The organism is Enterobacter cloacae complex sp. R_G8, assembly GCF_024599795.1.
Classification (GTDB): Bacteria; Pseudomonadota; Gammaproteobacteria; order Enterobacterales; family Enterobacteriaceae; genus Enterobacter; species Enterobacter dissolvens.
Genome location: NZ_CP102246.1, coordinates 1,226,731 through 1,250,140, shown reverse-complemented (window position 1 = coordinate 1,250,140; position 23,410 = coordinate 1,226,731). Strand labels below are relative to the sequence as shown.

General features: G+C 56.2%; 24 protein-coding genes. 5 read left to right on the top strand and 19 right to left on the bottom strand.

Features of this window, described 5'->3' with window-relative positions:
- Positions 1-98: 98 nt before the first annotated feature.
- Both NQ842_RS05980 and NQ842_RS05975 read left to right on the top strand, forming a co-directional pair.
- Entirely contained in the window at positions 99-1,307 is a 1,209-nt protein-coding gene (locus NQ842_RS05980) for an MFS transporter (protein ID WP_257256614.1), read from the top strand.
- Positions 1,304-1,681: a DUF4440 domain-containing protein gene (locus NQ842_RS05975; protein ID WP_257256613.1), complete on the top strand. Its 378-nt coding sequence runs from the start codon at positions 1,304-1,306 to the stop codon at positions 1,679-1,681. Before NQ842_RS05980 ends, NQ842_RS05975 begins: the two co-directional genes overlap by 4 nt.
- Before the next feature lie 51 nt (positions 1,682-1,732).
- Here the strand turns inward: NQ842_RS05975 and rpoS are convergent, their stop codons facing one another.
- From rpoS to cysG, 13 genes are all read right to left on the bottom strand, one after another.
- Entirely contained in the window at positions 1,733-2,725 is a 993-nt protein-coding gene (gene rpoS / locus NQ842_RS05970; RefSeq protein WP_013098493.1) for an RNA polymerase sigma factor RpoS, read from the bottom strand.
- A 59-nt stretch (positions 2,726-2,784) separates the two neighbouring features.
- Entirely contained in the window at positions 2,785-3,909 is a 1,125-nt protein-coding gene (nlpD, locus tag NQ842_RS05965; RefSeq protein ID WP_014833077.1) for a murein hydrolase activator NlpD, read from the bottom strand.
- A 116-nt stretch (positions 3,910-4,025) separates the two neighbouring features.
- Positions 4,026-4,652: a protein-L-isoaspartate(D-aspartate) O-methyltransferase gene (locus tag NQ842_RS05960; protein ID WP_014833078.1), complete on the bottom strand. Its 627-nt coding sequence runs from the start codon at positions 4,650-4,652 to the stop codon at positions 4,026-4,028.
- On the bottom strand, positions 4,646-5,407 hold the full coding sequence (surE, locus tag NQ842_RS05955) for a 5'/3'-nucleotidase SurE (protein ID WP_014833079.1): 762 nt from the start codon (positions 5,405-5,407) through the stop codon (positions 4,646-4,648). The genes NQ842_RS05960 and surE overlap by 7 nt, the downstream gene beginning before the upstream one ends.
- On the bottom strand, positions 5,388-6,437 hold the full coding sequence (gene truD / locus NQ842_RS05950; RefSeq protein WP_014833080.1) for a tRNA pseudouridine(13) synthase TruD: 1,050 nt from the start codon (positions 6,435-6,437) through the stop codon (positions 5,388-5,390). The genes surE and truD overlap by 20 nt, the downstream gene beginning before the upstream one ends.
- Positions 6,434-6,913, bottom strand: a complete 480-nt coding sequence (gene ispF / locus NQ842_RS05945) for a 2-C-methyl-D-erythritol 2,4-cyclodiphosphate synthase (RefSeq protein WP_013098499.1) — start codon at positions 6,911-6,913, stop codon at positions 6,434-6,436. The genes truD and ispF overlap by 4 nt, the downstream gene beginning before the upstream one ends.
- Positions 6,913-7,623: a 2-C-methyl-D-erythritol 4-phosphate cytidylyltransferase gene (gene ispD, locus NQ842_RS05940; RefSeq protein ID WP_063426794.1), complete on the bottom strand. Its 711-nt coding sequence runs from the start codon at positions 7,621-7,623 to the stop codon at positions 6,913-6,915. The genes ispF and ispD overlap by 1 nt, the downstream gene beginning before the upstream one ends.
- A 19-nt stretch (positions 7,624-7,642) precedes the next feature.
- Positions 7,643-7,954, bottom strand: coding sequence for a cell division protein FtsB (gene ftsB, locus NQ842_RS05935; RefSeq protein WP_008499609.1), 312 nt, complete (start codon positions 7,952-7,954; stop codon positions 7,643-7,645).
- Positions 7,955-8,120: 166 nt separating this feature from the next.
- Positions 8,121-8,447, bottom strand: a complete 327-nt coding sequence (locus NQ842_RS05930; protein ID WP_013098502.1) for a DUF3561 family protein — start codon at positions 8,445-8,447, stop codon at positions 8,121-8,123.
- Between the two features lie 58 nt (positions 8,448-8,505).
- A complete protein-coding gene (cysC, locus tag NQ842_RS05925) occupies positions 8,506-9,111 on the bottom strand; it encodes an adenylyl-sulfate kinase (RefSeq protein WP_013098503.1) in 606 nt (201 codons plus the stop codon).
- A complete protein-coding gene (gene cysN, locus NQ842_RS05920) occupies positions 9,111-10,535 on the bottom strand; it encodes a sulfate adenylyltransferase subunit CysN (RefSeq protein ID WP_050860306.1) in 1,425 nt (474 codons plus the stop codon). The genes cysC and cysN overlap by 1 nt, the downstream gene beginning before the upstream one ends.
- A gap of 9 nt (positions 10,536-10,544) precedes the next feature.
- The gene (gene cysD / locus NQ842_RS05915; protein ID WP_008499613.1) at positions 10,545-11,453 is read right to left on the bottom strand and encodes a sulfate adenylyltransferase subunit CysD; all 909 of its coding nucleotides are present in this window, start codon (positions 11,451-11,453) and stop codon (positions 10,545-10,547) included.
- A 9-nt stretch (positions 11,454-11,462) separates the two neighbouring features.
- Positions 11,463-12,812: a siroheme synthase CysG gene (cysG, locus tag NQ842_RS05910; protein ID WP_172666385.1), complete on the bottom strand. Its 1,350-nt coding sequence runs from the start codon at positions 12,810-12,812 to the stop codon at positions 11,463-11,465.
- Between the two features lie 246 nt (positions 12,813-13,058).
- On the opposite strand from cysG, the gene NQ842_RS05905 reads away from it, so the two are divergent.
- Positions 13,059-14,102 carry an aminopeptidase gene (locus tag NQ842_RS05905; RefSeq protein ID WP_014833084.1) on the top strand — a complete coding sequence of 348 codons (1,044 nt, stop codon included), beginning with the start codon at positions 13,059-13,061 and terminating at the stop codon, positions 14,100-14,102.
- Between the two features lie 61 nt (positions 14,103-14,163).
- Here NQ842_RS05905 and cysH read toward each other — a convergent pair whose 3' ends face one another.
- From cysH to cysJ, 3 genes are read right to left on the bottom strand one after another with little or no spacing between them, the layout of a single operon-like run.
- Positions 14,164-14,898, bottom strand: a complete 735-nt coding sequence (gene cysH / locus NQ842_RS05900) for a phosphoadenosine phosphosulfate reductase (protein ID WP_014833085.1) — start codon at positions 14,896-14,898, stop codon at positions 14,164-14,166.
- Positions 14,899-14,913: 15 nt separating this feature from the next.
- Entirely contained in the window at positions 14,914-16,626 is a 1,713-nt protein-coding gene (gene cysI, locus NQ842_RS05895) for an assimilatory sulfite reductase (NADPH) hemoprotein subunit (RefSeq protein WP_014833086.1), read from the bottom strand.
- On the bottom strand, positions 16,626-18,431 hold the full coding sequence (gene cysJ, locus NQ842_RS05890) for an NADPH-dependent assimilatory sulfite reductase flavoprotein subunit (RefSeq protein ID WP_014833087.1): 1,806 nt from the start codon (positions 18,429-18,431) through the stop codon (positions 16,626-16,628). The genes cysI and cysJ overlap by 1 nt, the downstream gene beginning before the upstream one ends.
- Positions 18,432-18,737: 306 nt before the next feature.
- On the opposite strand from cysJ, the gene queD reads away from it, so the two are divergent.
- Entirely contained in the window at positions 18,738-19,100 is a 363-nt protein-coding gene (queD, locus tag NQ842_RS05885) for a 6-carboxytetrahydropterin synthase QueD (protein WP_010434567.1), read from the top strand.
- A gap of 87 nt (positions 19,101-19,187) precedes the next feature.
- On the opposite strand, the gene queE is transcribed toward queD, so the two are convergent.
- Genes queE through NQ842_RS05870 form a run of 3 tightly spaced genes read right to left on the bottom strand, consistent with a single transcriptional unit; the run spans position 19,188 to position 22,180 of the window.
- Entirely contained in the window at positions 19,188-19,859 is a 672-nt protein-coding gene (gene queE / locus NQ842_RS05880; protein ID WP_014833088.1) for a 7-carboxy-7-deazaguanine synthase QueE, read from the bottom strand.
- 54 nt (positions 19,860-19,913) lie between these two features.
- Positions 19,914-20,621 (bottom strand): N-acetylmannosamine-6-phosphate 2-epimerase, encoded by a 708-nt coding sequence (locus tag NQ842_RS05875; protein ID WP_014833089.1) that lies wholly within the window; start codon positions 20,619-20,621, stop codon positions 19,914-19,916.
- Entirely contained in the window at positions 20,621-22,180 is a 1,560-nt protein-coding gene (locus NQ842_RS05870; RefSeq protein ID WP_096927755.1) for a maltose/glucose-specific PTS transporter subunit IIC, read from the bottom strand. The genes NQ842_RS05875 and NQ842_RS05870 overlap by 1 nt, the downstream gene beginning before the upstream one ends.
- Before the next feature lie 166 nt (positions 22,181-22,346).
- On the opposite strand from NQ842_RS05870, the gene NQ842_RS05865 reads away from it, so the two are divergent.
- Positions 22,347-23,171, top strand: a complete 825-nt coding sequence (locus NQ842_RS05865; protein WP_046889028.1) for a MurR/RpiR family transcriptional regulator — start codon at positions 22,347-22,349, stop codon at positions 23,169-23,171.
- Positions 23,172-23,410: the final 239 nt, after the last annotated feature.

Genomic DNA, 23,410 nt, shown 5'->3' with positions numbered 1-23,410 from the left:
CATTATTGTCAAAATAGTTTTGACAGTATATCGCGAATTGTTGCGTTTATCGGCACCGGACAAGCCGATACGATACGCCCCTCACCGGAGGATCCACCATGACGTATCGCAGCAAAGTCGCCGTAGTCTATCTGCTGGGCTTTTTTCTTGATTTGATCAACATGTTTATCGCCAGCGTCGCCTTTCCGGCAATGGCGCAGACCTATCACGCCACGCCCTCTGCACTTGCCTGGGTCAGTAACGGGTATATTGCCGGCCTGACGCTGGTGATCCCGTTCAGCAGTGCCCTGACGCGCCGCATCGGGGCAAAGCACGTCATCCTTCTCTCGCTGGTTCTCTTTAGCGTAGCCTCCACCGCGGCAGGATTGTCTGCCACACTTGAAACTCTGATTGCCTGGCGAGTGCTGCAAGGCGTGGGCGGTGGCTTATTGATCCCCGTAGGGCAGGCGCTGACCTGGCAACAGTTTAAAGCGCATGAACGCGCCAGGCTCTCTTCCGCCGTCATGCTGGTTGCACTGCTTGCCCCCGCATGCTCACCTGCGTTAGGGGGCCTACTGGTTCAGGCTTTAAGCTGGCGGTGGGTATTTTTTGCTACCCTCCCGGTTGCTCTCCTGACCTTTGCATTGGCCTGTCTGTGGCTTAAGCATGAAATGCCAGCGATAAAAGCAAACCGACTGCTGAACCTGAGTTTGATCGCCGATCCGCTTCTGCGCGTTTCCATGATGGTTTATGTATGTGTCCCCGGCATGTTTATCGGAATAAACGTCACGGGCATGTTTTATATGCAGAGCGTGGCCAACATGACGCCAGCCGCGACGGGCATGCTGATGCTGCCGTGGTCTCTGGCATCGTTTATGGCCATCACCGCAACGGGCCGTTACTTTAACCGTGTCGGCCCCCGACCTATGTTGATCGCGGGATGCCTGCTTCAGGCGTCAGGTATTCTGCTTTTGCTCAACGTCAGTGCGACCACGGGCACGTTGCCAGCGACCGTTGCGTTTGCATTAATGGGCGCAGGAGGCAGCCTTTGCAGCAGTACGGCGCAGAGCAGCGCATTTCTGACAACGCGTCGGGAAGAGCTGGCTGATGCCAGCGCGCTGTGGAATCTTAATCGTCAGCTGAGTTTTTTTACGGGTGCCTTTCTGCTGGCACAGGTGCTGGATCTGGCCCAGAGGTATTTGCCCCCCGTCACCGCGTGGCATGGGATGTTTCTGGTTGCTTCGGCCATCACTCTGGTGCCCGTCATCTCTGTATTTCGTCTTAACAACCCGCAGGTGCTTACGCACCTGCAACAGGAGAAACCATGACGCCTTTCGAACACGACATCATTGATATTCATATCGCACTGGAAAGCTGGCTGGGTGCCGGTGAAGGTCATGTTGATGCCCTGCTCGCCCGTTTCCAGCCTGACTTTCTGATGGTTCCCCCGACTGGGGCGCATTTAAACCATGACGCCCTTGCCCGTTTTCTGCACGCCCAGCGTGGAAGCCGACCCGGCCTGAAAATCATCATTGATGAGTTAGCCACGATTCAGTCATGGGATAACGGTGCGGTACTTCATTATCGGGAGACGCAGACCCGCCCGGACCAGCCCGTCAACGTACGCTGGTCAACCGCGGTGCTCAATCGGGAAGGCGAGACGATCAGCTGGCGTCTGCTGCACGAAACAGCGCAGGCGTAAGAGATAAAAAAGGCCCGTCTCACGACGGGCCTTTTTCTGACGAAAGGTTGCTTATTCGCGGAACAGCGCTTCGATATTCAGACCTTGCCCCTGCAGAATTTCACGCAGGCGACGCAGACCTTCAACCTGAATCTGACGAACACGTTCACGGGTCAGGCCAATTTCACGGCCGACGTCTTCCAGTGTCGCAGCTTCATACCCCAGTAAACCGAAACGACGTGCCAGCACTTCACGCTGTTTGGCGTTCAGTTCGAACAGCCATTTAACGATGCTCTGTTTCATGTCATCGTCCTGCGTGGTGTCTTCCGGACCGTTGTCTTTCTCATCGGCCAGGATATCCAGCAGCGCTTTTTCGGAGTCGCCACCCAGCGGGGTGTCAACCGAGGTAATGCGCTCGTTGAGACGCAGCATGCGGCTTACGTCATCAACCGGTTTGTCGAGTTGCTCAGCAATCTCTTCTGCGCTTGGCTCGTGGTCCAGTTTATGGGACAACTCGCGCGCGGTACGCAGATAGACGTTCAACTCTTTGACGATGTGAATCGGCAGTCGAATCGTACGGGTTTGGTTCATAATCGCCCGTTCGATGGTCTGACGAATCCACCAGGTCGCGTAGGTGGAGAAGCGGAACCCACGTTCAGGGTCAAACTTCTCTACTGCGCGGATGAGACCTAAGTTGCCCTCTTCAATCAGGTCCAGCAGAGCCAGACCACGATTGCCGTAACGACGGGCAATTTTCACGACCAGACGCAAGTTACTTTCAATCATGCGACGGCGCGAGGCAACATCACCACGCAAAGCACGACGTGCGAAATAGACTTCTTCTTCGGCCGTTAACAGTGGGGAGTAACCAATCTCCCCAAGGTAAAGCTGAGTCGCGTCCAGTACACGCTGTGTGGCACCCTGCGATAACAGCTCTTCTTCAGCCAAATCGTTATCACTGGGTTCCTCTTCTACTAAGGCTTTTTCGTCAAAAGCCTCTGCTCCGTTCTCATCAAATTCCGCATCTTCATTTAAATCATGAACTTTCAGCGTATTCTGACTCATAAGGTGGCTCCTACCCGTGATCCCTGAACGAGACACCCTGGCTGGCATGCCCCGTCAATTTATCGCTGCGGCAAATACTGCAGCGGGTTTACGGATTTCCCCTTGTAACGAATTTCAAAATGCAAGCGTGTAGAACTGGTTCCGGTGCTACCCATGGTAGCGATTTTTTGCCCCGCCTTAACTTCTTGTTGTTCCCGGACCAGCATTGTGTCGTTATGGGCGTAGGCACTCAGGTAATCATCGTTATGTTTGATGATGATAAGATTACCGTAACCGCGCAGAGCGTTACCGGCATACACAACGCGTCCGTCTGCGGTCGCGATGATAGCCTGTCCCTTACTTCCTGCGATATCGATCCCTTTGTTCCCTCCTTCGGAGGAAGAGAAGTTCTCGATAACCTTACCGTCAGTTGGCCAGCGCCAGGTTGAGATTGGCGAACTGGAACTCATACTGCTGGCAGTCGGTTCAGTAGAGCTAACCACAGGTGCCGTAGCCGGTGCTGTGACAGCAGTCGCAGTCCCTTTATTATTCGGCAACATTTTGTTAGCAGTCTGATCACCTGAATCTTCAGAATACGTAATTACAGGTTGTGAAGCAACCACCGTGGTGGATTTTTGTGCAGGCTTAACGCTGTTATTTTGCGCGGTCACATCCGCTGCAGAAACGGTGTTACCAGGCGTAAGCGGCGTACCCGTCGCGTTGCCCACCTGGAGCGTCTGCCCGACTTCCAGCGCATACGGTGCCTGGACGTTGTTGCGCTGCGCGAGGTCACGGAAATCGTTCCCGGTGATCCACGCGATATAGAACAGCGTATCGCCACGTTTCACGGTATAGGTGCTGCCGCCGGTATAGCTGCCTTTCGGAATGTTCCCATACTGACGGTTATACACTATGCGGCCATTTTGGGTCTGAACAGGTTGTTCGACTGGCTGAATCTGTGTTGGCTGTGTAACAGGTTGTTGCACAGGCTGAATCTGTGGTGTTTGCTGCGGCGCAGCAGTACCCATTTTAGGCGGCGGCGTGATCAACATTCCGCTGGACGTGTTACCGGAGCCGCTGGTTCCGCCGACGGAACTGACAGGCGCAGGTGCATTGTTAGAACTCGTACAGCCTGCCAGCCAGAGCGAAACCAGTGATAATGCCGCAACACGGCTGATGGTGAATTTAGGGCTTCCCGCGCTCATTTATCCCCCAGGAATGTGTTAACTACCAGTGATTTAAAATTAACCGTGATGGCACGACTCTTTCGCGCCACACCATACGCTGAATTTGCCTTAATAACCCTGGATAATTCCGAGTCTTAGGCCAGTTCCCCCTTTACCAGAGGCACAAAGCGCACGGCTTCTACGGTATCGATAATAAACTCGTCGCCACGTCGACGAACGCGCTTCAGCAGCTGCTGCTCATCGCCAACAGGCAGAACAAGAATGCCCCCCTCATCCAGCTGCGACAACAGGGCCGCAGGGATCTCAGGTGGAGCGGCCGTCACGATGATTGCGTCAAACGGGGCGCGAGCCTGCCAACCCTGCCATCCATCACCGTGTCGTGTCGAAACATTGTGTAAATCAAGTTGTTTCAGGCGACGACGCGCCTGCCACTGTAAACCTTTGATCCGCTCGACGGAGCACACATGATGCACCAGATGCGCCAGAATCGCTGTCTGATAACCGGACCCGGTGCCAATCTCCAGCACGCGGGAGTCGGGGGTGAGCTCCAGCAGCTCCGTCATGCGTGCCACCATGTAGGGCTGCGAAATCGTCTGGCCTTGCCCGATGGGCAACGCCACGTTCTCCCACGCTTTGTGTTCAAACGCCTCATCTACAAATTTCTCACGCGGAACCTGGGCGAGCGCATGCAGCACATGCTCGTCGCGGATCCCCTGTGCGCGAAGTTGTTCCAGAAGAGTTTGTACACGTTTGCTTACCATTGCGCGTTCACTCCTGCGCGATCAAGCCAGCCCGACACCACATCATGCGCGCTATACGCGGTTAAATCTACGTGCAGTGGCGTCACCGAGACATAGCCTTCATCCACGGCAGCAAAGTCGGTATCCGGCCCCGCATCGCACTTATCGCCAGGAGGGCCAATCCAGTAAAGCGTATTGCCGCGCGGATCCTGTTGCGGGATAACCTGATCGGCCGGATGACGGCTTCCGCAACGCGTGACGCGAATGCCCTTGATTTCATTCAGCGGGAGATCCGGCACGTTGATATTAAGAATACGCCCGGTGCGCAGCGGTTCACGGTTCAGCGCCCGCAGGATAGAACAGGTCACCACGGCTGCGGTGTCGTAGTGGGTGTGACCGTTTAGCGACACCGCCAGCGCCGGAAACCCAAGATGACGGCCTTCCATTGCGGCCGCCACGGTTCCGGAGTAGATCACGTCATCGCCAAGATTCGGCCCGGCGTTAATCCCGGAAACGACAATATCCGGGCGCGGGCGCATCAGCGCATTCACACCCAGAAACACACAGTCCGTCGGCGTGCCCATCTGCACGGCAATATCGCCATTTTCAAAGGTAAAGGTGCGAAGCGACGACTCCAGCGTCAATGAGTTAGACGCTCCACTGCGGTTACGATCGGGAGCCACGACCTGCACATCCGCAAATTCGCGAAGGTGTTTCGCCAGCGTCTGAATGCCTGGCGCATGGATCCCGTCATCGTTACTCAGCAATATTCGCATAATCACCCGACGTGTTGATAAGTTCCCTGACAACACTGGTGGCAAAGCTACCTGCCGGTAGCCAGAAGCGTAACTCAACGGTTACGTCATCCCACCAGTTCCAGCTTAACTGCTGCGGGTAGAGCAACATCGCCCGGCGTGCTGCTTCGACTTTTTCCCGCACCAGCAATGATTGTAATTCCTGCGCTTCGGCAACGGCTGCCTGCTCCGCGGCCAGCGCGTCACCCTGCGTACCCCAGTCGCCCGAGCCAGGCAAGGCCGCGGTGATCATCAGCGTTTTGGCGTCCACACGCGACTGAACATCGGCCATTTCGTCAGCCGTTGCCACAAACCAGCTGCCGCGTCCCGCTAATTGTAGCGCATCGCCGACAACAACTTGATTCGCGTCCGGTTTTTTCAGCCGTTCGCTTACGATCTGATTAAACAACGCACTGCGGGCCGCCGACAACCAAAAACTGCGTTTATTCCTGTCACGCACCGGCGCATCGCTTTGCGCCCAGCGCAGTGCGCCCTGCAGGTTACTGCCGCCGATACCAAAGCGCTGCGCACCAAAGTAGTTCGGCACGCCGTGGTCATTAATGGCCTGCAGACGCTTTTCCACGTCGTCACGGTCGGTCACTTCACGCAACACCAGAGTAAAGTTGTTACCTTTCAACGCCCCCAGACGCAGTTTGCGCTTGTGGCGCACGTACTCCAGCACCTTACAGCCCTCAAGCTCAAATTTGCTTAAATCAGGCATCGCATTACCGGGAACGCGCGCGCAAAGCCACTGTTCGGTGACCGCGTGTTTGTCTTTTTGTCCCGCGAAGCTCACTTCGCGGGCATGGATTTTGAGGAATTTCGCCAGCGCATCGGCCACAAAGCGGGTATTGCAGCCATTTTTGAGGATGCGCACCAGGATATGCTCGCCTTCGCCGTCCGGCTCAAAGCCCAAATCTTCCACGACCACGAAATCTTCGGGGCTGGCTTTCAGCAGCCCACTCCCCTGCGGTTTACCGTGCCGGTAGGTCAGGTTGTCAAAATCGGTCATTTGCTCGCCTTCACCAGCAGCGCCACGGCTTCGCAGGCGATGCCTTCGCCGCGACCGGTAAAGCCCAGTTTCTCGGTGGTGGTCGCTTTAACGTTAACGTCATCCATATGGCAACCCAGATCTTCAGCGATAAATACGCGCATCTGAGGAATATGCGGCAGCATTTTGGGGGCCTGGGCGATGATCGTCACATCGACGTTACCCAGGGTGTAGCCCTTCGCCTGAATACGGCGCCAGGCTTCACGCAACAGCGCACGGCTGTCTGCCCCTTTAAACGCCGGATCGGTGTCCGGGAACAGCTTGCCGATATCGCCCAGCGCCGCCGCGCCCAGTAAGGCGTCGGTTAAGGCGTGTAACGCCACGTCGCCATCAGAATGCGCCAGCAGCCCTTTTTCATACGGAATGCGCACGCCGCCAATGATAATTGGGCCAACGCCTCCAAAGGCGTGTACATCAAAACCGTGTCCAATTCGCATTATGCCTTCTCCTGATGGGTCGAACGGGTAAGATAAAATTCCGCGAGCTGTAAATCTTCCGGACGCGTCACTTTTATATTATCAGCGCGCCCTTCAACAAGCGTTGGGTGGAAACCGCAATACTCCAGCGCAGAGGCTTCGTCCGTTATGGTCGCACCTTCCGTAAGCGCCCGCGTTAAGCAGTCGTGGAGTAATTCACGGGGGAAAAATTGTGGCGTCAGCGCGTGCCATAAATCGACACGTTCAACGGTATGGGCGATAGCCTGTTTACCCGGCTCAGCGCGCTTCATGGTGTCGCGAACCGGGGCGGCCAGAATGCCACCGACTTTACTGGTTTCACTTAGCGCCAGCAGGCGCGCAAGATCGTCCTGATGCAGACACGGGCGCGCAGCGTCGTGGACCAGCACCCATTGGGCATCGCCGGCGGCCTGGATGCCCGCCAGTACGGAATTGGCGCGCTCGGCGCCGCCATCAACGACGGTGATCTGCGGATGATGTGCCAGCGGTAACTGTGCGAATCGGGCATCGCCCGGACTGATAGCGATGATCACGCGCGTCACTCGGGGATGCGCCAGCAGCGCCGCCACAGCGTGTTCGAGGATCGTTTTATCGCCAATAGAGAGGTATTGCTTGGGACATTCTGTCTGCATGCGCCGGCCAAAACCCGCGGCCGGCACCACGGCGCATACGTCCGAAAAAGTCACTGCCATGTCGTAATCCTGGGCCTGATTATCGATTGTTCTGTGCTGAGCCCTGATTGCGTTTAGACGCATCCGGAACCAGACGATAAAAGGTTTCGCCCGGCTTAGTCATACTGAGTTCATTGCGTGCGCGTTCCTCAATCGCCTCTTGCCCGCCATTGAGGTCATCAATTTCAGCAAAGAGTTGATCGTTTCGCGCCTTAAGTTTGGCGTTTGTTGCCTGCTGAGCCGCGACGTCATCGCTTACCCGGCTATAGTCGTGCAGTCCGTTCTTACCGAACCACAGCGAATATTGCAGCCAGATCAGCAAAGCCAGCAACAGCAGCGTTAGTTTACCCATCCTGCCCCCTGAAAAACGGCATCTTCATCCCACAACGCCCCCGGCGCTCTATGCCGGAGTAACAGAGATGCCGCAACATCGCGGGCAAATGTACCACATTTTTTCCGCAGAATCGCCCTGCACAATATCGTCACACAGTTGGTTACGGTTTGAATTATGGCTGAAGTTAGCCCATGAGCCACAAAAATAACAGACCAAACATCAGGACCACCGTCACAATCGTGACAACGGTACTGTAAAGCAGTTTGCCGTTAAGCAGCGAATGCAGGGCAATGCCGACGACAACCGCCACGGGCATCAGCGCCAGGAAGAAGGGCCAGGTGTAGAGAAAGAAGAACAGCGTGTTACCGCCGTAGATGAGAAACGGGATGCCCAGCGCCAGCAACCACGAGACGAAGCCGACGAAGGCCCCGGGAAATGACCAGGTCGTCTCGTCGTCGGTCGCTATCGGATCCGACCCGGTGGTAATCATGTAGTTTTCACTGTTGCGCATAGCTAATCCTGTGACCGTGACTCATCGTTCGGGGAGACAGCTCCCGAACGATACCGTCTCAGGATCTGATAATATCGTCCCGTCTGAGCAGGTCTAATAATTGGCTTACTAAATTTGTTACCAATTGTTGACCTTCCAGGTGAATCTCAGGGGATTCAGGCGCTTCGTAGACCGAGTCGATGCCGGTGAAGTTTCGCAGTTCACCCGCGCGGGCTTTTTTATACAGCCCTTTCGGATCGCGCGCTTCACAGATTTCCAGCGGCGTATCGACAAACACCTCGATAAAACGATCCTGACCGACGCGCTCGCGCACCATCTGGCGCTCGGCGCGGTGAGGCGAGATAAACGCGGTCAGCACCACCAGCCCGGCATCCGCCATCAGGCTGGCGACTTCCCCAACCCGACGGATATTCTCTTTGCGATCCTCATCGCTGAAGCCCAAATCACTGCACAGGCCGTGACGCACGTTGTCGCCGTCCAGCAGGTAGGTGCTTACGCCCTGCTGATGCAATGCCTCTTCCAGCGCCCCCGCAACCGTCGATTTACCGGAGCCGGACAGCCCGGTAAACCACAGCACAACCCCACGGTGACCGTGGAGTTGCTCGCGCTGAGCGACGGTGACCGGATGAGGATGCCAGACGACGTTCTCATCATGGGCGGCCATTACTTGCCTCCCAGCAGATCGCGCGCACCCCAGTGCGGGAAGTGCTTACGCACCAGCGCATTCAGTTCAAGCTCAAAGGCGCTGAATTCCGACACCGCTGTCGCCTGTTGATTAGGCTCGCGCACCATGCCAGCACCGACGGTGACGTTGGTCAGGCGATCGATAAAGATAAGCCCTCCCGTTACCGGGTTTTGCTGGTATTTGTCCAGCACCAGCGGCTCGTCAAAGGTGAGATCCACCAGGCCGATACCGTTCAACGGCAACTCGCTCACTTCACGCTGGGTCAGATTATTGATGTCCACCTGGAACTGAATACCGTCCACGCGGGCGCGTGTTTTCTTACCGGCAATTTTGATGTCGTAGCTTTGACCTGCCGTCAGCGGCTGTTCAGCCATCCACACCACATCCACAGCAGCACCCTGCACCGCTGCCAGCGTTTCGTGCGCATCCACCAGCAGATCGCCGCGGCTGATATCAATCTCATCTTTCAGCACCAGCGTTACCGCTTCACCGGCGCCGGCTTCCTGCAGATCGCCATCAAAGGTGACGATACGGGCAATGGACGATTCCACACCGGACGGCAACACTTTGACGCGCTGCCCCACCGTGACGGAGCCAGAAGCGATTGTGCCGGAGAAGCCGCGAAAATCGAGGTTCGGGCGGTTAACGTACTGCACCGGGAAGCGCATTGGCTGGGTATCCACCACGCGCTGAATTTCAACCGTTTCCAGCACTTCCAGCAGCGTCGGGCCGCTGTACCACGGCATGTTGGCGCTCTGGGAGGCGACGTTGTCCCCTTCCAGCGCGGAGAGCGGTACAAAGCGGATATCGAGGTTACCCGGTAGCTGTTCAGCAAAGGTCAGGTAGCTCTGGCGGATCTCCTCAAACGTCTCTTCGCTGAAGTTCACCAGATCCATTTTGTTCACCGCCACCACCAGGTGTTTGATCCCCAGCAGCGTGGAGATGAAGCTGTGACGACGGGTTTGATCCAGCACGCCTTTACGGGCATCGATGAGCAGGATCGCCAGCTCACAGGTTGATGCACCGGTGGCCATGTTGCGGGTGTACTGCTCATGCCCCGGCGTGTCGGCAATAATAAATTTGCGCTTCTCGGTGGAGAAATAGCGATACGCAACATCAATGGTGATGCCCTGCTCGCGCTCCGCCTGCAGGCCGTCCACCAGCAGCGCCAGGTCGAGCTTTTCGCCCTGGGTACCATGACGTTTGCTGTCGTTATGCAGGGAAGAGAGCTGGTCTTCATAGATCTGACGCGTGTCGTGCAGCAGACGACCAATCAGCGTGCTTTTACCGTCATCAACGCTACCGCAGGTCAGAAAGCGCAGCAGGCTCTTGTGTTGTTGCGCATGCAGGTATGCTTCTACGCCGCCTTCATTGGCAATTTGTTGGGCAATCGTGGTGTTCATGGCGGCTCCTTAGAAATAACCCTGACGTTTCTTCAGTTCCATCGAGCCTGCCTGGTCGCGGTCAATGACGCGGCCCTGTCGCTCGCTGGTGGTCGATACCAGCATCTCTTCGATGATCTCTGGCAGCGTTTGCGCGTTGGACTCCACCGCGCCGGTCAGCGGCCAGCAGCCGAGAGTACGGAAACGCACCATCTGTTTTTTGATCACTTCCCCAGGCTGCAGGTCGATACGATCGTCATCGATCATCATCAGCATGCCGTCGCGCTCCAGCACCGGGCGCTCAGCCGCCAGGTAAAGCGGAACGATTTCGATATTTTCCAGATAGATGTACTGCCAGATATCCAGCTCGGTCCAGTTGGAGAGCGGGAAGACGCGAATGCTTTCGCCTTTGTTGATCTGGCCGTTGTAGTTGTGCCACAGCTCGGGACGCTGGTTTTTCGGATCCCAGCGGTGGAAGCGGTCACGGAAGGAATAAATACGCTCTTTGGCGCGGGATTTCTCCTCGTCACGGCGCGCGCCGCCGAAAGCGGCGTCAAAACCGTACTTGTTTAGCGCCTGCTTCAGCCCTTCGGTTTTCATGATGTCGGTGTGTTTAGCGCTGCCGTGAACAAACGGGTTAATGCCCATCGCCACCCCTTCCGGGTTTTTATGCACCAGCAGCTCACAGCCGTAGGCTTTGGCGGTACGGTCGCGGAACTCGTACATCTCACGGAATTTCCAGCCGGTATCAACATGCAGCAGCGGGAACGGCAGCGTGCCCGGATAAAACGCTTTACGCGCCAGATGCAGCATCACGCTGGAATCTTTGCCGATGGAGTACATCATCACCGGGTTAGAGAACTCGGCGGCCACTTCGCGGATAATATGGATACTTTCCGCTTCGAGCTGTCGCAGGTGAGTAAGTCGTTTTTGGTCCATAACCGTTCCTTAAGCCAGATTCACCACAGAGGAGCCAAACCCCTCTGAGTCTGTTGTATGTTGAAACCAGGCGAGCGTGCTGTGCAGCTGTACCACTTCGCCCACCACGATAAGCGCGGGCATCGGGGCGTCTTTCGCCAGGATTGCAAGGTCTTGTAGCGTACCGGTCACCACACGCTGATCGACGCGGGTGCCGCGAGAAATGACAGCCACCGGCGTTGTCGCCTCGCGACCGTGCTGAATAAGTTGTTCACTGATATCCGCCGCCTTCATCGTGCCCATATAAATAGCCAGCGTCTGTCGGCTCTGTGCCAGATGCGACCAGTCAAACGGCGTGCTGTCGGCCTTATAATGGCCAGTCACAAAGGTCACGCTCTGGGCGTAATCGCGGTGCGTAAGCGGAATACCGGCATAGGCCGTTACCGCGGAGGCCGCCGTAATGCCCGGCACCACCTGGAACGGTACGCCCGCTTCGGCGGCCGCCTGCAGCTCTTCGCCACCGCGACCAAAGATGAACGGATCGCCCCCTTTCAGGCGCACCACGGTTTTACCCGCTTTTGCTGCGGCAACCAGCATCTGATTGGTATCGTGCTGCGGTACCGAGTGCTCGCCTGCGCGTTTACCCACGCAGATTTGCTCGGCATCGCGACGGATTAGCTCGCGCACGCCATCGGTGACCAGATGGTCATAGAACACCACATCCGCATCCTGTAGCACCTGCAGGCCGCGTAAGGTCAGTAACCCGGCATCACCCGGCCCGGCACCCACCAGAATGATCTCCCCGCCCGTGCTGCCGGGATTATCCAGTTCGTCTTCCAGGAGCTGCTGCGCCGCCGTTTCATTACCGGCATGCATCAGGCTGGCAAAGCGGCCACGGAATACCCGCTCCCAGAAGCGACGGCGCTCCGTTACGCTGGTCAGGCGGGTTTTCAGATGGTTGCGCCAGTAGCTCGCTTTCTCTGCCATACGGCCGAGACTGGTGGGTAACAGCGCTTCAATCTTTTCACGCAGCACGCGCGCCAGCACCGGCGCGGTACCGCCGGAGGAGATCGCCACCAGCAGCGGCGAGCGGTCGACAATCGACGGGAAGATAAACGAACACAGCGGCTGATCGTCCACGACGTTCACCAGCCGGTGACGGGCCTGAGCCGCGTCGGAAATCCGGCGGTTGAGTGCGCTGTCTTCCGTTGCCGCAATCACCAGCACGACGCTGTCGATTTGTGACTCGTCGAACTCCGCCTCGTCCACGACCCGCACTTGCGCCCCTGCACGCTCAAGAAACGCGATTTTGCGATCGGCGATCTCACCCGTTCCGACAACCAGTACGGGTCTCTCTTTTATCGCGGCAAACAGGGGCAGATAGTCCACAAACGCACACTCACTCAAAATCAGGAATAGTGGGACTATAGGGGGCGGTTTAGACCGAATGAAATTACGAATTGGAATGAGTAGTTACTCAATGGAATAACGCTCTGGAAAAGCAAATATCAAAAAGTGCTTAACACGCGAAATTTCGGGCATTTAAGAGCAATTCAAATTGTGTCCGCGCGATCACAGTTTCATACTAAGCGGGTTAAAATTTTGCTCTGTTTTTAAGGACTCACTATGTTTTCCGCAACGCGCCACCGTATTGCAGCCCTGGCGCTCGGCGTTTGCTTTATCCTTCCGGCTCAGGCAAAAAATCAACCGTATGGTGAAATCGCCAATATGCAGGCGCGGCATATTGCCACCGTTTTTCCCGGCCGCATGACCGGCTCACCCGCGGAAATGCTCTCCGCTGACTATCTTCGCCAGCAGTTTGCCGATATGGGCTACCAGAGCGATATCCGGTCGTTTCACAGCCGCTACATCTATACCTCACGCAATAAAACCAAAAACTGGCATAACGTGACCGGCAGTACGGTGATTGCGGCACACGAAGGTAGCTCGGCTGAGCAGATCATTATTATGGCGCACCTGGACACCTACGCCCCCTTGAGTGACGCCGATACCGATAACAATCTGGGTGGGCTGACGCTGCAGGGCCTGGACGATAACGCGGCAGGTCTCGGTGTGATGCTTGAACTGGCCGAGCGAATGAAAGACATCCCGACAAAATACGGTATTCGCTTTGTGGCCACCAGCGGTGAAGAGGAAGGCAAACTCGGCGCTGAGAATCTCCTTAAGCGCATGAGCGCGGAGGAGAAGAAAAATACGCTGCTGGTGATTAACCTCGATAATTTAATCGTTGGCGATAAGCTCTATTTTAATAGCGGACAGAGTACGCCGGGTACCGTGCGTAAACTGACCCGTGACCGTGCGCTGGCGATTGCGCGCAGCCATGGTGTCTATGCCACAACCAATCCGGGTGGCAATCCTGCTTATCCGCGCGGAACGGGCTGCTGTAACGACGGCGAAGTGTTCGATAAAGCGGGTATTCCGGTGCTGTACGTCGAAGCCACAAACTGGGCACTGGGCAAGAAAGATGGCTATCAGCAGCGGGCGAAAACGAAAGCCTTTCCTGACGGCACGAGCTGGCATAACGTGATGCTGGATAATCAGCAGCACATTGATAGCGCGTTGCCGCAGCGGATTGAGCATCGCAGCCGCGATGTGGTGAAAGTGATGCTGCCGCTGGTGAAGGAGCTGGCGAAAGCGGGGAAAGCTTGACGTCGTGCGGCCTGATGCCCTCACCCTAACCCTCTCCCACCGGGAGAGGGAGGAAAAATCATTACCCTTCGTGCAACCCGCACTCGCGCTTCAGCCCAAAGAATCGCGTCTCTTCTTCCGCCATTCCCGGTTCCCATTTGCGCGTGGTGTGGGTATCCCCCACTGACAGATAACCCTGGTCCCACAGCGGATGGTATTTCAGTCCGTGTTTTTGCAGGTACTGGTACACCGTCCGGTTATCCCAGTCGATGATCGGCAGCACTTTAAACACGCCGCGCTGCACTGCCAGCACCGGAAGCGTGGCCCGGCTGCCGGACTGTTCGCGGCGAAGACCGGCAAACCAGGTCTGCGCGTTCAGCTCTTTCAGCGCACGGTTCATCGGCTCGACTTTGTTGATCTCATTGTATTTCTCAATGCCCTCAACGCCCTGCTCCCACAGTTTGCCGTAGCGCGCCTCCTGCCAGGCCGCGCTCTGCTCTGCGCGGTACACTTTCAGGTTCAGCTTAAGCTTGTCCGTCAGCTCATCGATAAACTGGTAGGTTTCCGGGAACAGATAGCCGGTATCGGTGAGGATCACCGGAATATCCGGGCGGATCTGATTCACCAGATGCAAACTGACCGCCGCCTGAATGCCAAAGCTCGACGAGAGCACGTAGTCACCCGGCAGATTTTCCAGCGCCCACGCCACGCGCCCTTCGGCGTCGAGCTTTTCCAGCCGGGCGTTAGTTTCTGCGAGCGCCAGAATACGTTCGACTTTTGGCAATGCGTTAAGCGCGTTTAGATCGAGTACGGACATAATTACCTCTCGTGGTTACTCCCAGAAATCCCTTGCGGGATCGAGCACCGGGCGAATAATGCCCGCACGCACCGTAAAGTCGCCGAAGCCTTCACCCGCTTCGCGCTCTTTCGCCCAGCGCCCGACAAGCTCGTCGATGGAATCGAGAATTTCTGGCTCAGTGATGTTCTCGCGGAACATACGCGGAATACGTGTACCGATACGGTTGCCGCCCAGATGCAGGTTATAGCGACCCGGCGCTTTCCCCACCAGTCCCAGTTCGGCCAGCATCGCGCGGCCGCAGCCGTTCGGACAACCGGTAACACGCATAACAATATGCTCGTCCGGAATGCCATGTTTTTCCAGGATCGCTTCCACCTTATCGGTGAAGGACGGCAGGAAACGTTCCGCTTCCGCCATCGCCAGCGGACAGGTCGGGAACGACACGCAGGCCATGGAGTTTTCACGCTGCGGCTTCACCGCATTCATCAGCCCATGGTCACGCGCCAGTTTCTCGATCTTCGCCTTCTGACTCTCCGGCACGCCGGCAATAATCAGGTTCTGGTTGGCGGTAATGCGGAACTCACCTTTATGGATCTTCGCGATTTCCAGCAGACCGGTTTTCAGCGGACGCCCCGGATAATCCAGAATACGCCCGTTTTCAATAAACAGCGTCAGGTGCCATTTATTGTCGATGCCTTTGACCCAGCCGATACGATCGCCGCGACCGGTGAATTCATAAGGACGGATCGGCTCAAATTTGATCCCCGCGCGACGCTCCACTTCCTCTTTGAACGTGTCAACGCCCACGCGCTCCAGGGTGTATTTGGTTTTCGCGTTTTTACGGTCGGTACGGTTGCCCCAGTCGCGCTGGGTGGTAACCACCGCTTCCGCCACGGCCAGCGTGTGCTCCAGCGGCAGGAATCCGAACTCGCTCGCGGTGCGGGCATAGGTCTTCTTGTTACCGTGTTCAATGGACAGACCGCCGCCCACCAGCAGGTTAAAGCCCACCAGCTTGCCGTTTTCGGCAATCGCCACAAAGTTCATGTCGTTGGCGTGCAGATCGATGTCGTTCTGCGGTGGGATCACTACCGTGGTTTTGAACTTACGCGGCAGATAGGTCTGACCGAGGATCGGCTCTTCATCCGTGGTGGCCACTTTTTCCTGATCGAGCCAGATCTCCGCATAGGCGCGGGTACGCGGCAGCAGGTGCTCAGAGATCTTCTTCGCCCACTCATAGGCTTCAGCGTGCAGCTCAGACTCATACGGGTTAGAGGTGCAGAGCACGTTACGGTTCATGTCGTTGGCCGTCGCCAGCGCGTCCAGACCGACGGAGTGGAGCATCTGGTGTACCGGCTTCACGTTCTTCTTCAGAATACCGTGGAACTGGAAGGTCTGACGGTTGGTCAGACGGATGCTGCCGTAAATCGTGTTTTCGCCGGCAAATTTATCAATCGCCTGCCACTGTTTGGTGGTGATCACCCCGCCCGGCAGGCGGCAGCGCAGCAGCATCGCGTGACGCGGCTCCAGCTTCTGTTCAGCACGCTCGGCGCGGATATCGCGATCGTCCTGCTGATACATACCGTGGAAACGGATCAGCAGAAAGTTGTCGCCTTTGAAACCGCCGGTGAGACCGTCATTCAGATCTTCAGCAATGGTGCCGCGCAGATAGTTGCTTTCCAGCTTCATGCGCTCGGCGTCGGTCAGTTTACCTTCGACCACCAGGGGTCCTGGATGTTTTTCGCTCATTAGTAGACATCTCGCTGATAACGGCGCTCAACGCGCAGCTCACTTAAAAATTCATCCGCCGCTTCGGCATCCATACCGCCGAATTCGGCAATCACTTCCAGCAATGTCTGCTCAACGTCTTTCGCCATGCGATTGGCGTCGCCGCAGACATAAATGTGGGCACCGTCATTGATCCAGCGCCACAGCTCTGCGCCCTGTTCGCGCAGTTTGTCTTGTACGTATACTTTTTCTTTCTGATCGCGCGACCAGGCCAGATCGATGCGGGTCAGCACCCCTTCTTTCACGTAGCGCTGCCACTCAACCTGGTAGAGGAAATCTTCGGTAAAGTGCGGGTTGCCGAAGAACAGCCAGTTTTTGCCCGGAGCCTCGTCCGCCGCACGCTGCTGCATAAAGGCGCGGAACGGCGCAATGCCGGTGCCCGGACCAATCATAATCACCGGTGTTTCCGGGTTCGCCGGCAGACGGAAGTTGTCGTTGTGCTCGATAAAGACGCGCACTTCACCCTCTTCCTCCACGCGGTCAGCCAGGAAACCTGACGCACCACCCGTACGCGGGCGGCCTTCGATGTCGTAGCGCACCACCCCCACGGTGATATGGACTTCGCTCTCGACTTCAGCCTGCGACGACGCAATGGAGTACAGGCGCGGCGTCAGCGGACGCAGCAGGCCGATCAGCGCATCAGCATCCAGCTGTGCCGGAGAGAAACGCACCATATCGACAATTGGCGTGGTCGCCGCGTAATGCTGCAGCTTCGCCTTATCACCAACTAACGGCAGCAGCGATTCGCTACGCGTTAAGGTGGCATAGTTCTCAACGATATTGGCGGTATTCACCGTCAGCTCGAAGTGCCACTGCAGCGCTTCAGAGAGCGGCTGCGTTTTGCCTTCGACGGTGACAGGCTCGTCGCCTTTCAGCCACAGCAGTTCAACCAGCTCCTTGACCAGCGCCGGATCGTTTTGATACCAGACACCTAACGCATCGCCCGGCTGATAGCGCAGACCGGAGTCGCCCAGATCGATTTCGATATGGCGAACATCTTTTTCAGAGTCGCGGCCGGTAATTTTTTGATTAACCGACAGGCTTGCTGCCAGCGGTGCCTCTTTGGTGTACGGGCTGGTGTGGATCTCGTTGACCACGCCGGTCGCGGTGATCGCAGCCTGCGCTGGCGTCTCTTTCGGTACGCGTGCTTTCAGCACGTCAACAATGCGCGCACGCCATTCGGCAGCGGCAGTCTGGTATTCTACATCCGCATCAACGCGGTCCAGCAGACGCTCTGCGCCCAGCTCCGCCAGTTTGCTGTCGAAATCTTTACCGGACTGGCAGAAGAATTCATAAGAGGTATCGCCCAGGCCGAACACGGCAAACGCAGTGCCATCGAGTCTGGGCGCTTTTTTCGAGAACAGGAATTTATGCAGCGCGACCGCCTCTTCAGCGGGTTCGCCCTCGCCCTGTGTTGAGGCCACAACCACCAGCAGTTTTTCTGACGCGATCTGTTTGAATTTATAATCCCCGGCGTTCACCAGGTTCACGTTCAGTTTGGCGGCCAGCAGGTCGTCACGCAGCGCTTCTGCCACGCGGCGGGCATTGCCCGTCTGGGAAGCGGAGATAAGCGTAATGGCAGGAATTTCTACCGCCGTTGCCGGAGCCGCAGCCACAGCGCCAGGCTGCTGGTTGAGCATTCCCCAGAAATAGCCGGAGACCCAGGCAAGCTGGGTGGGAGAAAAATCAGAGGTGGCAGCCTGAAGGCGCGCCAGTTGCTCCGGGTTCAGGGGAAGCAAATTTGAAGGTGGGGCCTGTGTTGTCATGCGTCGTTATGTTCCAGTAGCCAAGCGGACTTTAAGCGAATAAATCCAAACTGAAGATAAGGTTAACGGCGAGGATAATAACAATTAAAGAAGGGATGGAAATAATAAATAACCAAATGGACTAACCTGTTTTAGTTATCGTTCTTAACGGTAAAAGCGATAAATTAAGCCACTGTAATCTAAAGATAAAAACGGCATCAACGCGCCATTTTTGCCGGAGTGAAGGTAAAGGCCGTTTTAGTTAATGCTAAAAATTGTGCTTTCCGGTACTATGCGGCGGTTTTTTCCGCATTACTGAGAGCGATCATGTCCACCACACTGTTTAAAGATTTCACCTTCGAAGCCGCCCACCACCTTCCGCATGTTCCTGAGGGGCATAAATGCGGCCGTCTGCACGGGCATTCGTTTATGGTGCGTCTTGAGATCACCGGTGAAGTTGATCCGCATACCGGTTGGATCATGGACTTTGCTGAGCTGAAGGCAGCATTTAAGCCAACGTACGATCGTCTGGATCACTATTACCTGAACGATATCCCGGGACTTGAAAACCCGACCAGCGAAGTGCTGGCAAAATGGATTTGGGATCAGATGAAACCGCTGGTGCCACTGCTGAGCGCAGTGATGATCAAAGAGACCTGCACGGCAGGCTGCGTGTATCGCGGCGAGTGATACTTGCCGGGTGGCGGCTTCGCCTTACCCGGCCGACAAAAGCCTCGAACCGTAGGCCCGGTAAGCGCGAGCGCCACCGGGCTTTTTTTAGGCAATATTCAGGTATTTGTGCGTCTGCATCGACAGGCGCCAGTTACGCGCGATACAGGTTTCAATGCACAGGCGCGTGGCGTCTTCTTTCTGGCTAATCGGCTGCAGCGCAATCACGCGCTGTTTTTCATCGGTCAGCGTGGCCAGCAGTTCATCCAGCGCTTCGATATCCCGTACTCGCCCTACCGGGTGTTTAATCTCATCAGCACGTTCCAGCGCCTGAGAAAGGACGTCGTAGCCGCCGCGCATGTTCACTTTAGGCGATACCGTCACCCAGGTGGTATGGGAGCAGCGCACTTCATGGGTGCCGCTGGTTTCAATCTGGCAGCTGTAGCCGTTCTTTTCGAGCAGTTCGGTCAGCGGCGTCAGATCGTGGATGCAGGGTTCGCCCCCGGTGATCACCACGTGGCGCGCCGTCCAGCCCTGGCGACCAATAATGGCCAGCAGATCTTCCGCACTGGCTGCGCCCCACTTATCGCTCTCTTTGGTTTTCGCCAGAACACTGAACAGTGACACTTCCCGATCTGCGAGTTTATCCCACGTATGTTTGGTATCACACCAGGCACAGCCAACCGGGCATCCCTGTAAACGAATAAAAATAGCGGGAACGCCGGTAAAGTAACCCTCGCCTTGCAGGGTCTGGAACATCTCGTTAATCGGGTACTGCATAGTCATCTCAGTTAAGGGGATAAACGATAAGTATCGCAGATCCCCGTGAGATGGTCATGCTCGATCGGTGCTTTGCGCGTCAATTGCCGCCATAAAACGCCCGGTAATCTGCTGCGGGCGGGTGATTGCCCCACCCACCACCACCATGTGCGCCCCCAACGCCAGACATCTGGCGGCGCGTTCCGGGGTGTCCACGTTACCTTCGGCCACCACCGGTACCGTGACGGCTGCCAGTACCGCTTTCAGAAACTGACAGTCATCCTCGGGTAAGGCGTGTCCGGTGGTCTGCGCGGTATAGCCGTAAAGCGTGGTCCCGACACAATCAAATCCCAGCGCCTGCGCCGTGACGGCCTCATCAACAGTGGCTATATCAGCCATAAGCAGCACCGAAGGGTAACGGGTCCGAATGCGCGATACCAGCGTTGCCAGAGACTCCCCGCCAGGCCGCGCCCTGTTGGTCGCGTCAAGCGCAATGATTTCCGGGGAGACGGTCATCAGTTCATCCACCTCTTTCATCGTCGCGGTGATAAACACCGCGCTGCCGGGATACTCCCGCTTGATGATGCCGATAACCGGCAGCGTGACCTGCTCTTTTATCGCCTCGATATCCACCACGCTGTTGGCACGGATGGCCGCGGCCCCTCCTTGCTGTGCGGCCAGCGCCATCCGCGACATAATAAACGGGCTATGCAGCGGTTCATTCTCCAGCGCCTGACAGGAGACGACCAGTTTTCCCTTCAGGGTATCCAGTACAGTTTTCATTACGATAAGATCTCTTCCACTTCGTTTTTGATAATCGTGACATGCGGGCCATAAATGACCTGAACGCCGTTCCCGCGCACAATCACGCCGCGCGCGCCGGTGGCTTTCAGCGCCGCGTCATTCACTTTGCTGCCGTCTTTGACCGTGACGCGAAGACGCGTGGCGCAGCAGTCCACTTCTTCCAGATTGCCTTTTCCGCCCAGTCCCGCGATCACCGCCGCTGCGCGCTCGCTCTGCGCAAAGGTCACTTCATTGGCCATCGGCTCTTTTTCCCGACCCGGCGTGGCAAAATCAAAGCGATTAATCAGATAGCGGAACGTGAAGTAGTAGAGGAAGAACCACGGTACGCCCACCAGCGGCACTAACATCCAGTGGGTTTTGGCCTCCCCCTGCAAAATGCCGAACAGTACGAAGTCGATAAAACCACCGGAGAAGGTCTGCCCAATGGTGATGTGTAAAATATGCGCGAGCATAAACGCCAGCCCGTCGAAAATCGCGTGAATGACGTACAGCACCGGCGCGACAAACAGGAAGGAGAACTCGATGGGCTCGGTGATCCCCGTAAGGAAGGAGGTTAATGCCGCTGAAAGCAGCAAGCCCGCGACGCGTTTTTTGTTCTCCGGTTTAGCCGTGTGATACATCGCAAGGCAGGCCCCGAGCAAACCAAACATCATTGTGATAAAGCGCCCGGACATGAAACGCGACGTCCCTTCATAAAACTGGCGCGTCGAGGGATCGGCCAGCTGGGCAAAGAAGATCCGCTGCGTGCCTTCAACCAGTTGCCCGTTGACGATCTCGCTGCCGCCAAGCGCGGTGGTCCAGAACGGAAGATAGAAGATATGGTGTAAACCGAACGGGCCCAGCATGCGCAAAATGAAGCCGTACAGCAGTGTTCCCAGATAACCGGTCGCATCCACCAGCCCGCCCAGACCAAAGATCAGCTTCTGGAAATGTGGCCAGACTACGGTCATTAAGGCTCCGACCAGGATCGCAGCCAGGGAGCTGATAATCGGCACAAAGCGTGAGCCGCCAAAGAATCCCAGGAATTGTGGCAGCGCAATTTTATTAAACCGATGATGCAGCGCGCAGGTCACAAGACCAATGACCACCCCACCAAATACGCCGGTCTCCAGCGTCTGGATCCCCAGCGTCATGCCTTGCCCGACCGCCCCCGGATTCTCGTGCGCCAGTTTTCCGGTGAGGATCAGCAGTGCGTTAATGGTGGCATTCATGACCAGAAACGCGAGTAACGCCGCCAGCCCTGCCGTACCTTTATCATTTTTTGCCAGCCCGACGGCGACCCCAACGGCAAACAGCACCGACAGATTCGCGAATACAATCGAACCGGCACTGCTCATGATGGTGAAAATAGCCTGTAACCAGCCCACATCTAAAAACGGATATGCCGTAAGCGTATTGGGATTCGATAACGCGCCGCCAATCCCCAGCAGCAGACCCGCCGCAGGCAACACGGCGATGGGCAACATAAAGGATTTGCCAAAGCGCTGCGCTTTTTCAAACCATCCGCCGGACGAAGCACCACTGAACATTTGCATCATTTTTTCATCCCCTCTGTTAACGATGAAAATTTTTACCATAATTATTGTTGTTAGTGAAAATTACCACCAAAAACCAGGAGGACGATCATACTTTTTCGAAATGACTGGCATCCCTGCCCCGCTTTCCGCCACACTAGGACGCAGAGAAACGCATTAAGGATCTAGCATGTCAGACCATGAAAACCTGCTGCTGAAGCTGCGCCAGGAGGCCTCCGGGTACAGCCCCACGCAAAAAAAACTGGGCGAGTTTGTGCTCAACGATCCTGCCCGGGTGCTCTACCTGACGATCACCGAACTGGCACGGGAGAGCCACACCAGTGAAGCCAGCGTAACGCGTCTTTGCCGGACGCTCGGCTGCAAAGGCTATAACGAATTCAAGATGGCACTGGCGCTGGATATCCAGCAGGGCCAGCCTGCACGCGCGGCCGGAGACGATATTGATAACGTGGTCGATGAGTCTGTTCAGGCGTTGCAGGACACCGCCAGGCTGCTCGACAGAGCGCTGCTGGAACAGGCCGCTCAGGCACTGCATCAGGCACACGCCGTGCAAATTTATGGCGTGGCGGCCAGCGCGATCCTCGGTGAGTATTTGCATTACAAGCTGTTGCGGCTCGGCAAACCCGCGCAGCTGTTTAGCGATATGCATCGTGCTGCCATGAATGCGACAACGCTTTCTGCACAAACGCTGGTGGTCGCCATCTCCAGTTCAGGTTCAACGCGGGATTTACTCCACGTCGTAAAACTTGCACGCAAACGCGGCGTTAAGGTGTTAGCGCTCAGCAATACGCCCCGCAGCCCGCTGGCTTCGCTTAGCGATATACAGCTGGTTGCCGCAAAACCGGAAGGCCCCCTCAGCGCGGGTGCGCTCAATGCTAAAGTTGGCGTAATGTTACTGGTCGAGTTGCTTACCACTTCCCTGATTGCGATTGATGCTCACTACAGTGACGTTAGCCAGCAAACCGCGAGCGCAACCCTTCCCTTATTACTGTAAAACCCTGCGCAGGTTATAAAAAATAGCCTGCGTCTGAGTAAGGTTGATTTTACTTAAGCACGCAGGGCGTTATTAATGATGAAGAATGATGGTGTAACAAATTATTTTATTTATTACATTTTGAATTAGCATGGAAACATGAAAAATAACCATTAAAATCAAAACTTTAAAATAAATTTATTTTAAAATTGAATTTTATCCATTGGGGCAATGTCCAATATCTCCACCTGATTTCCTTA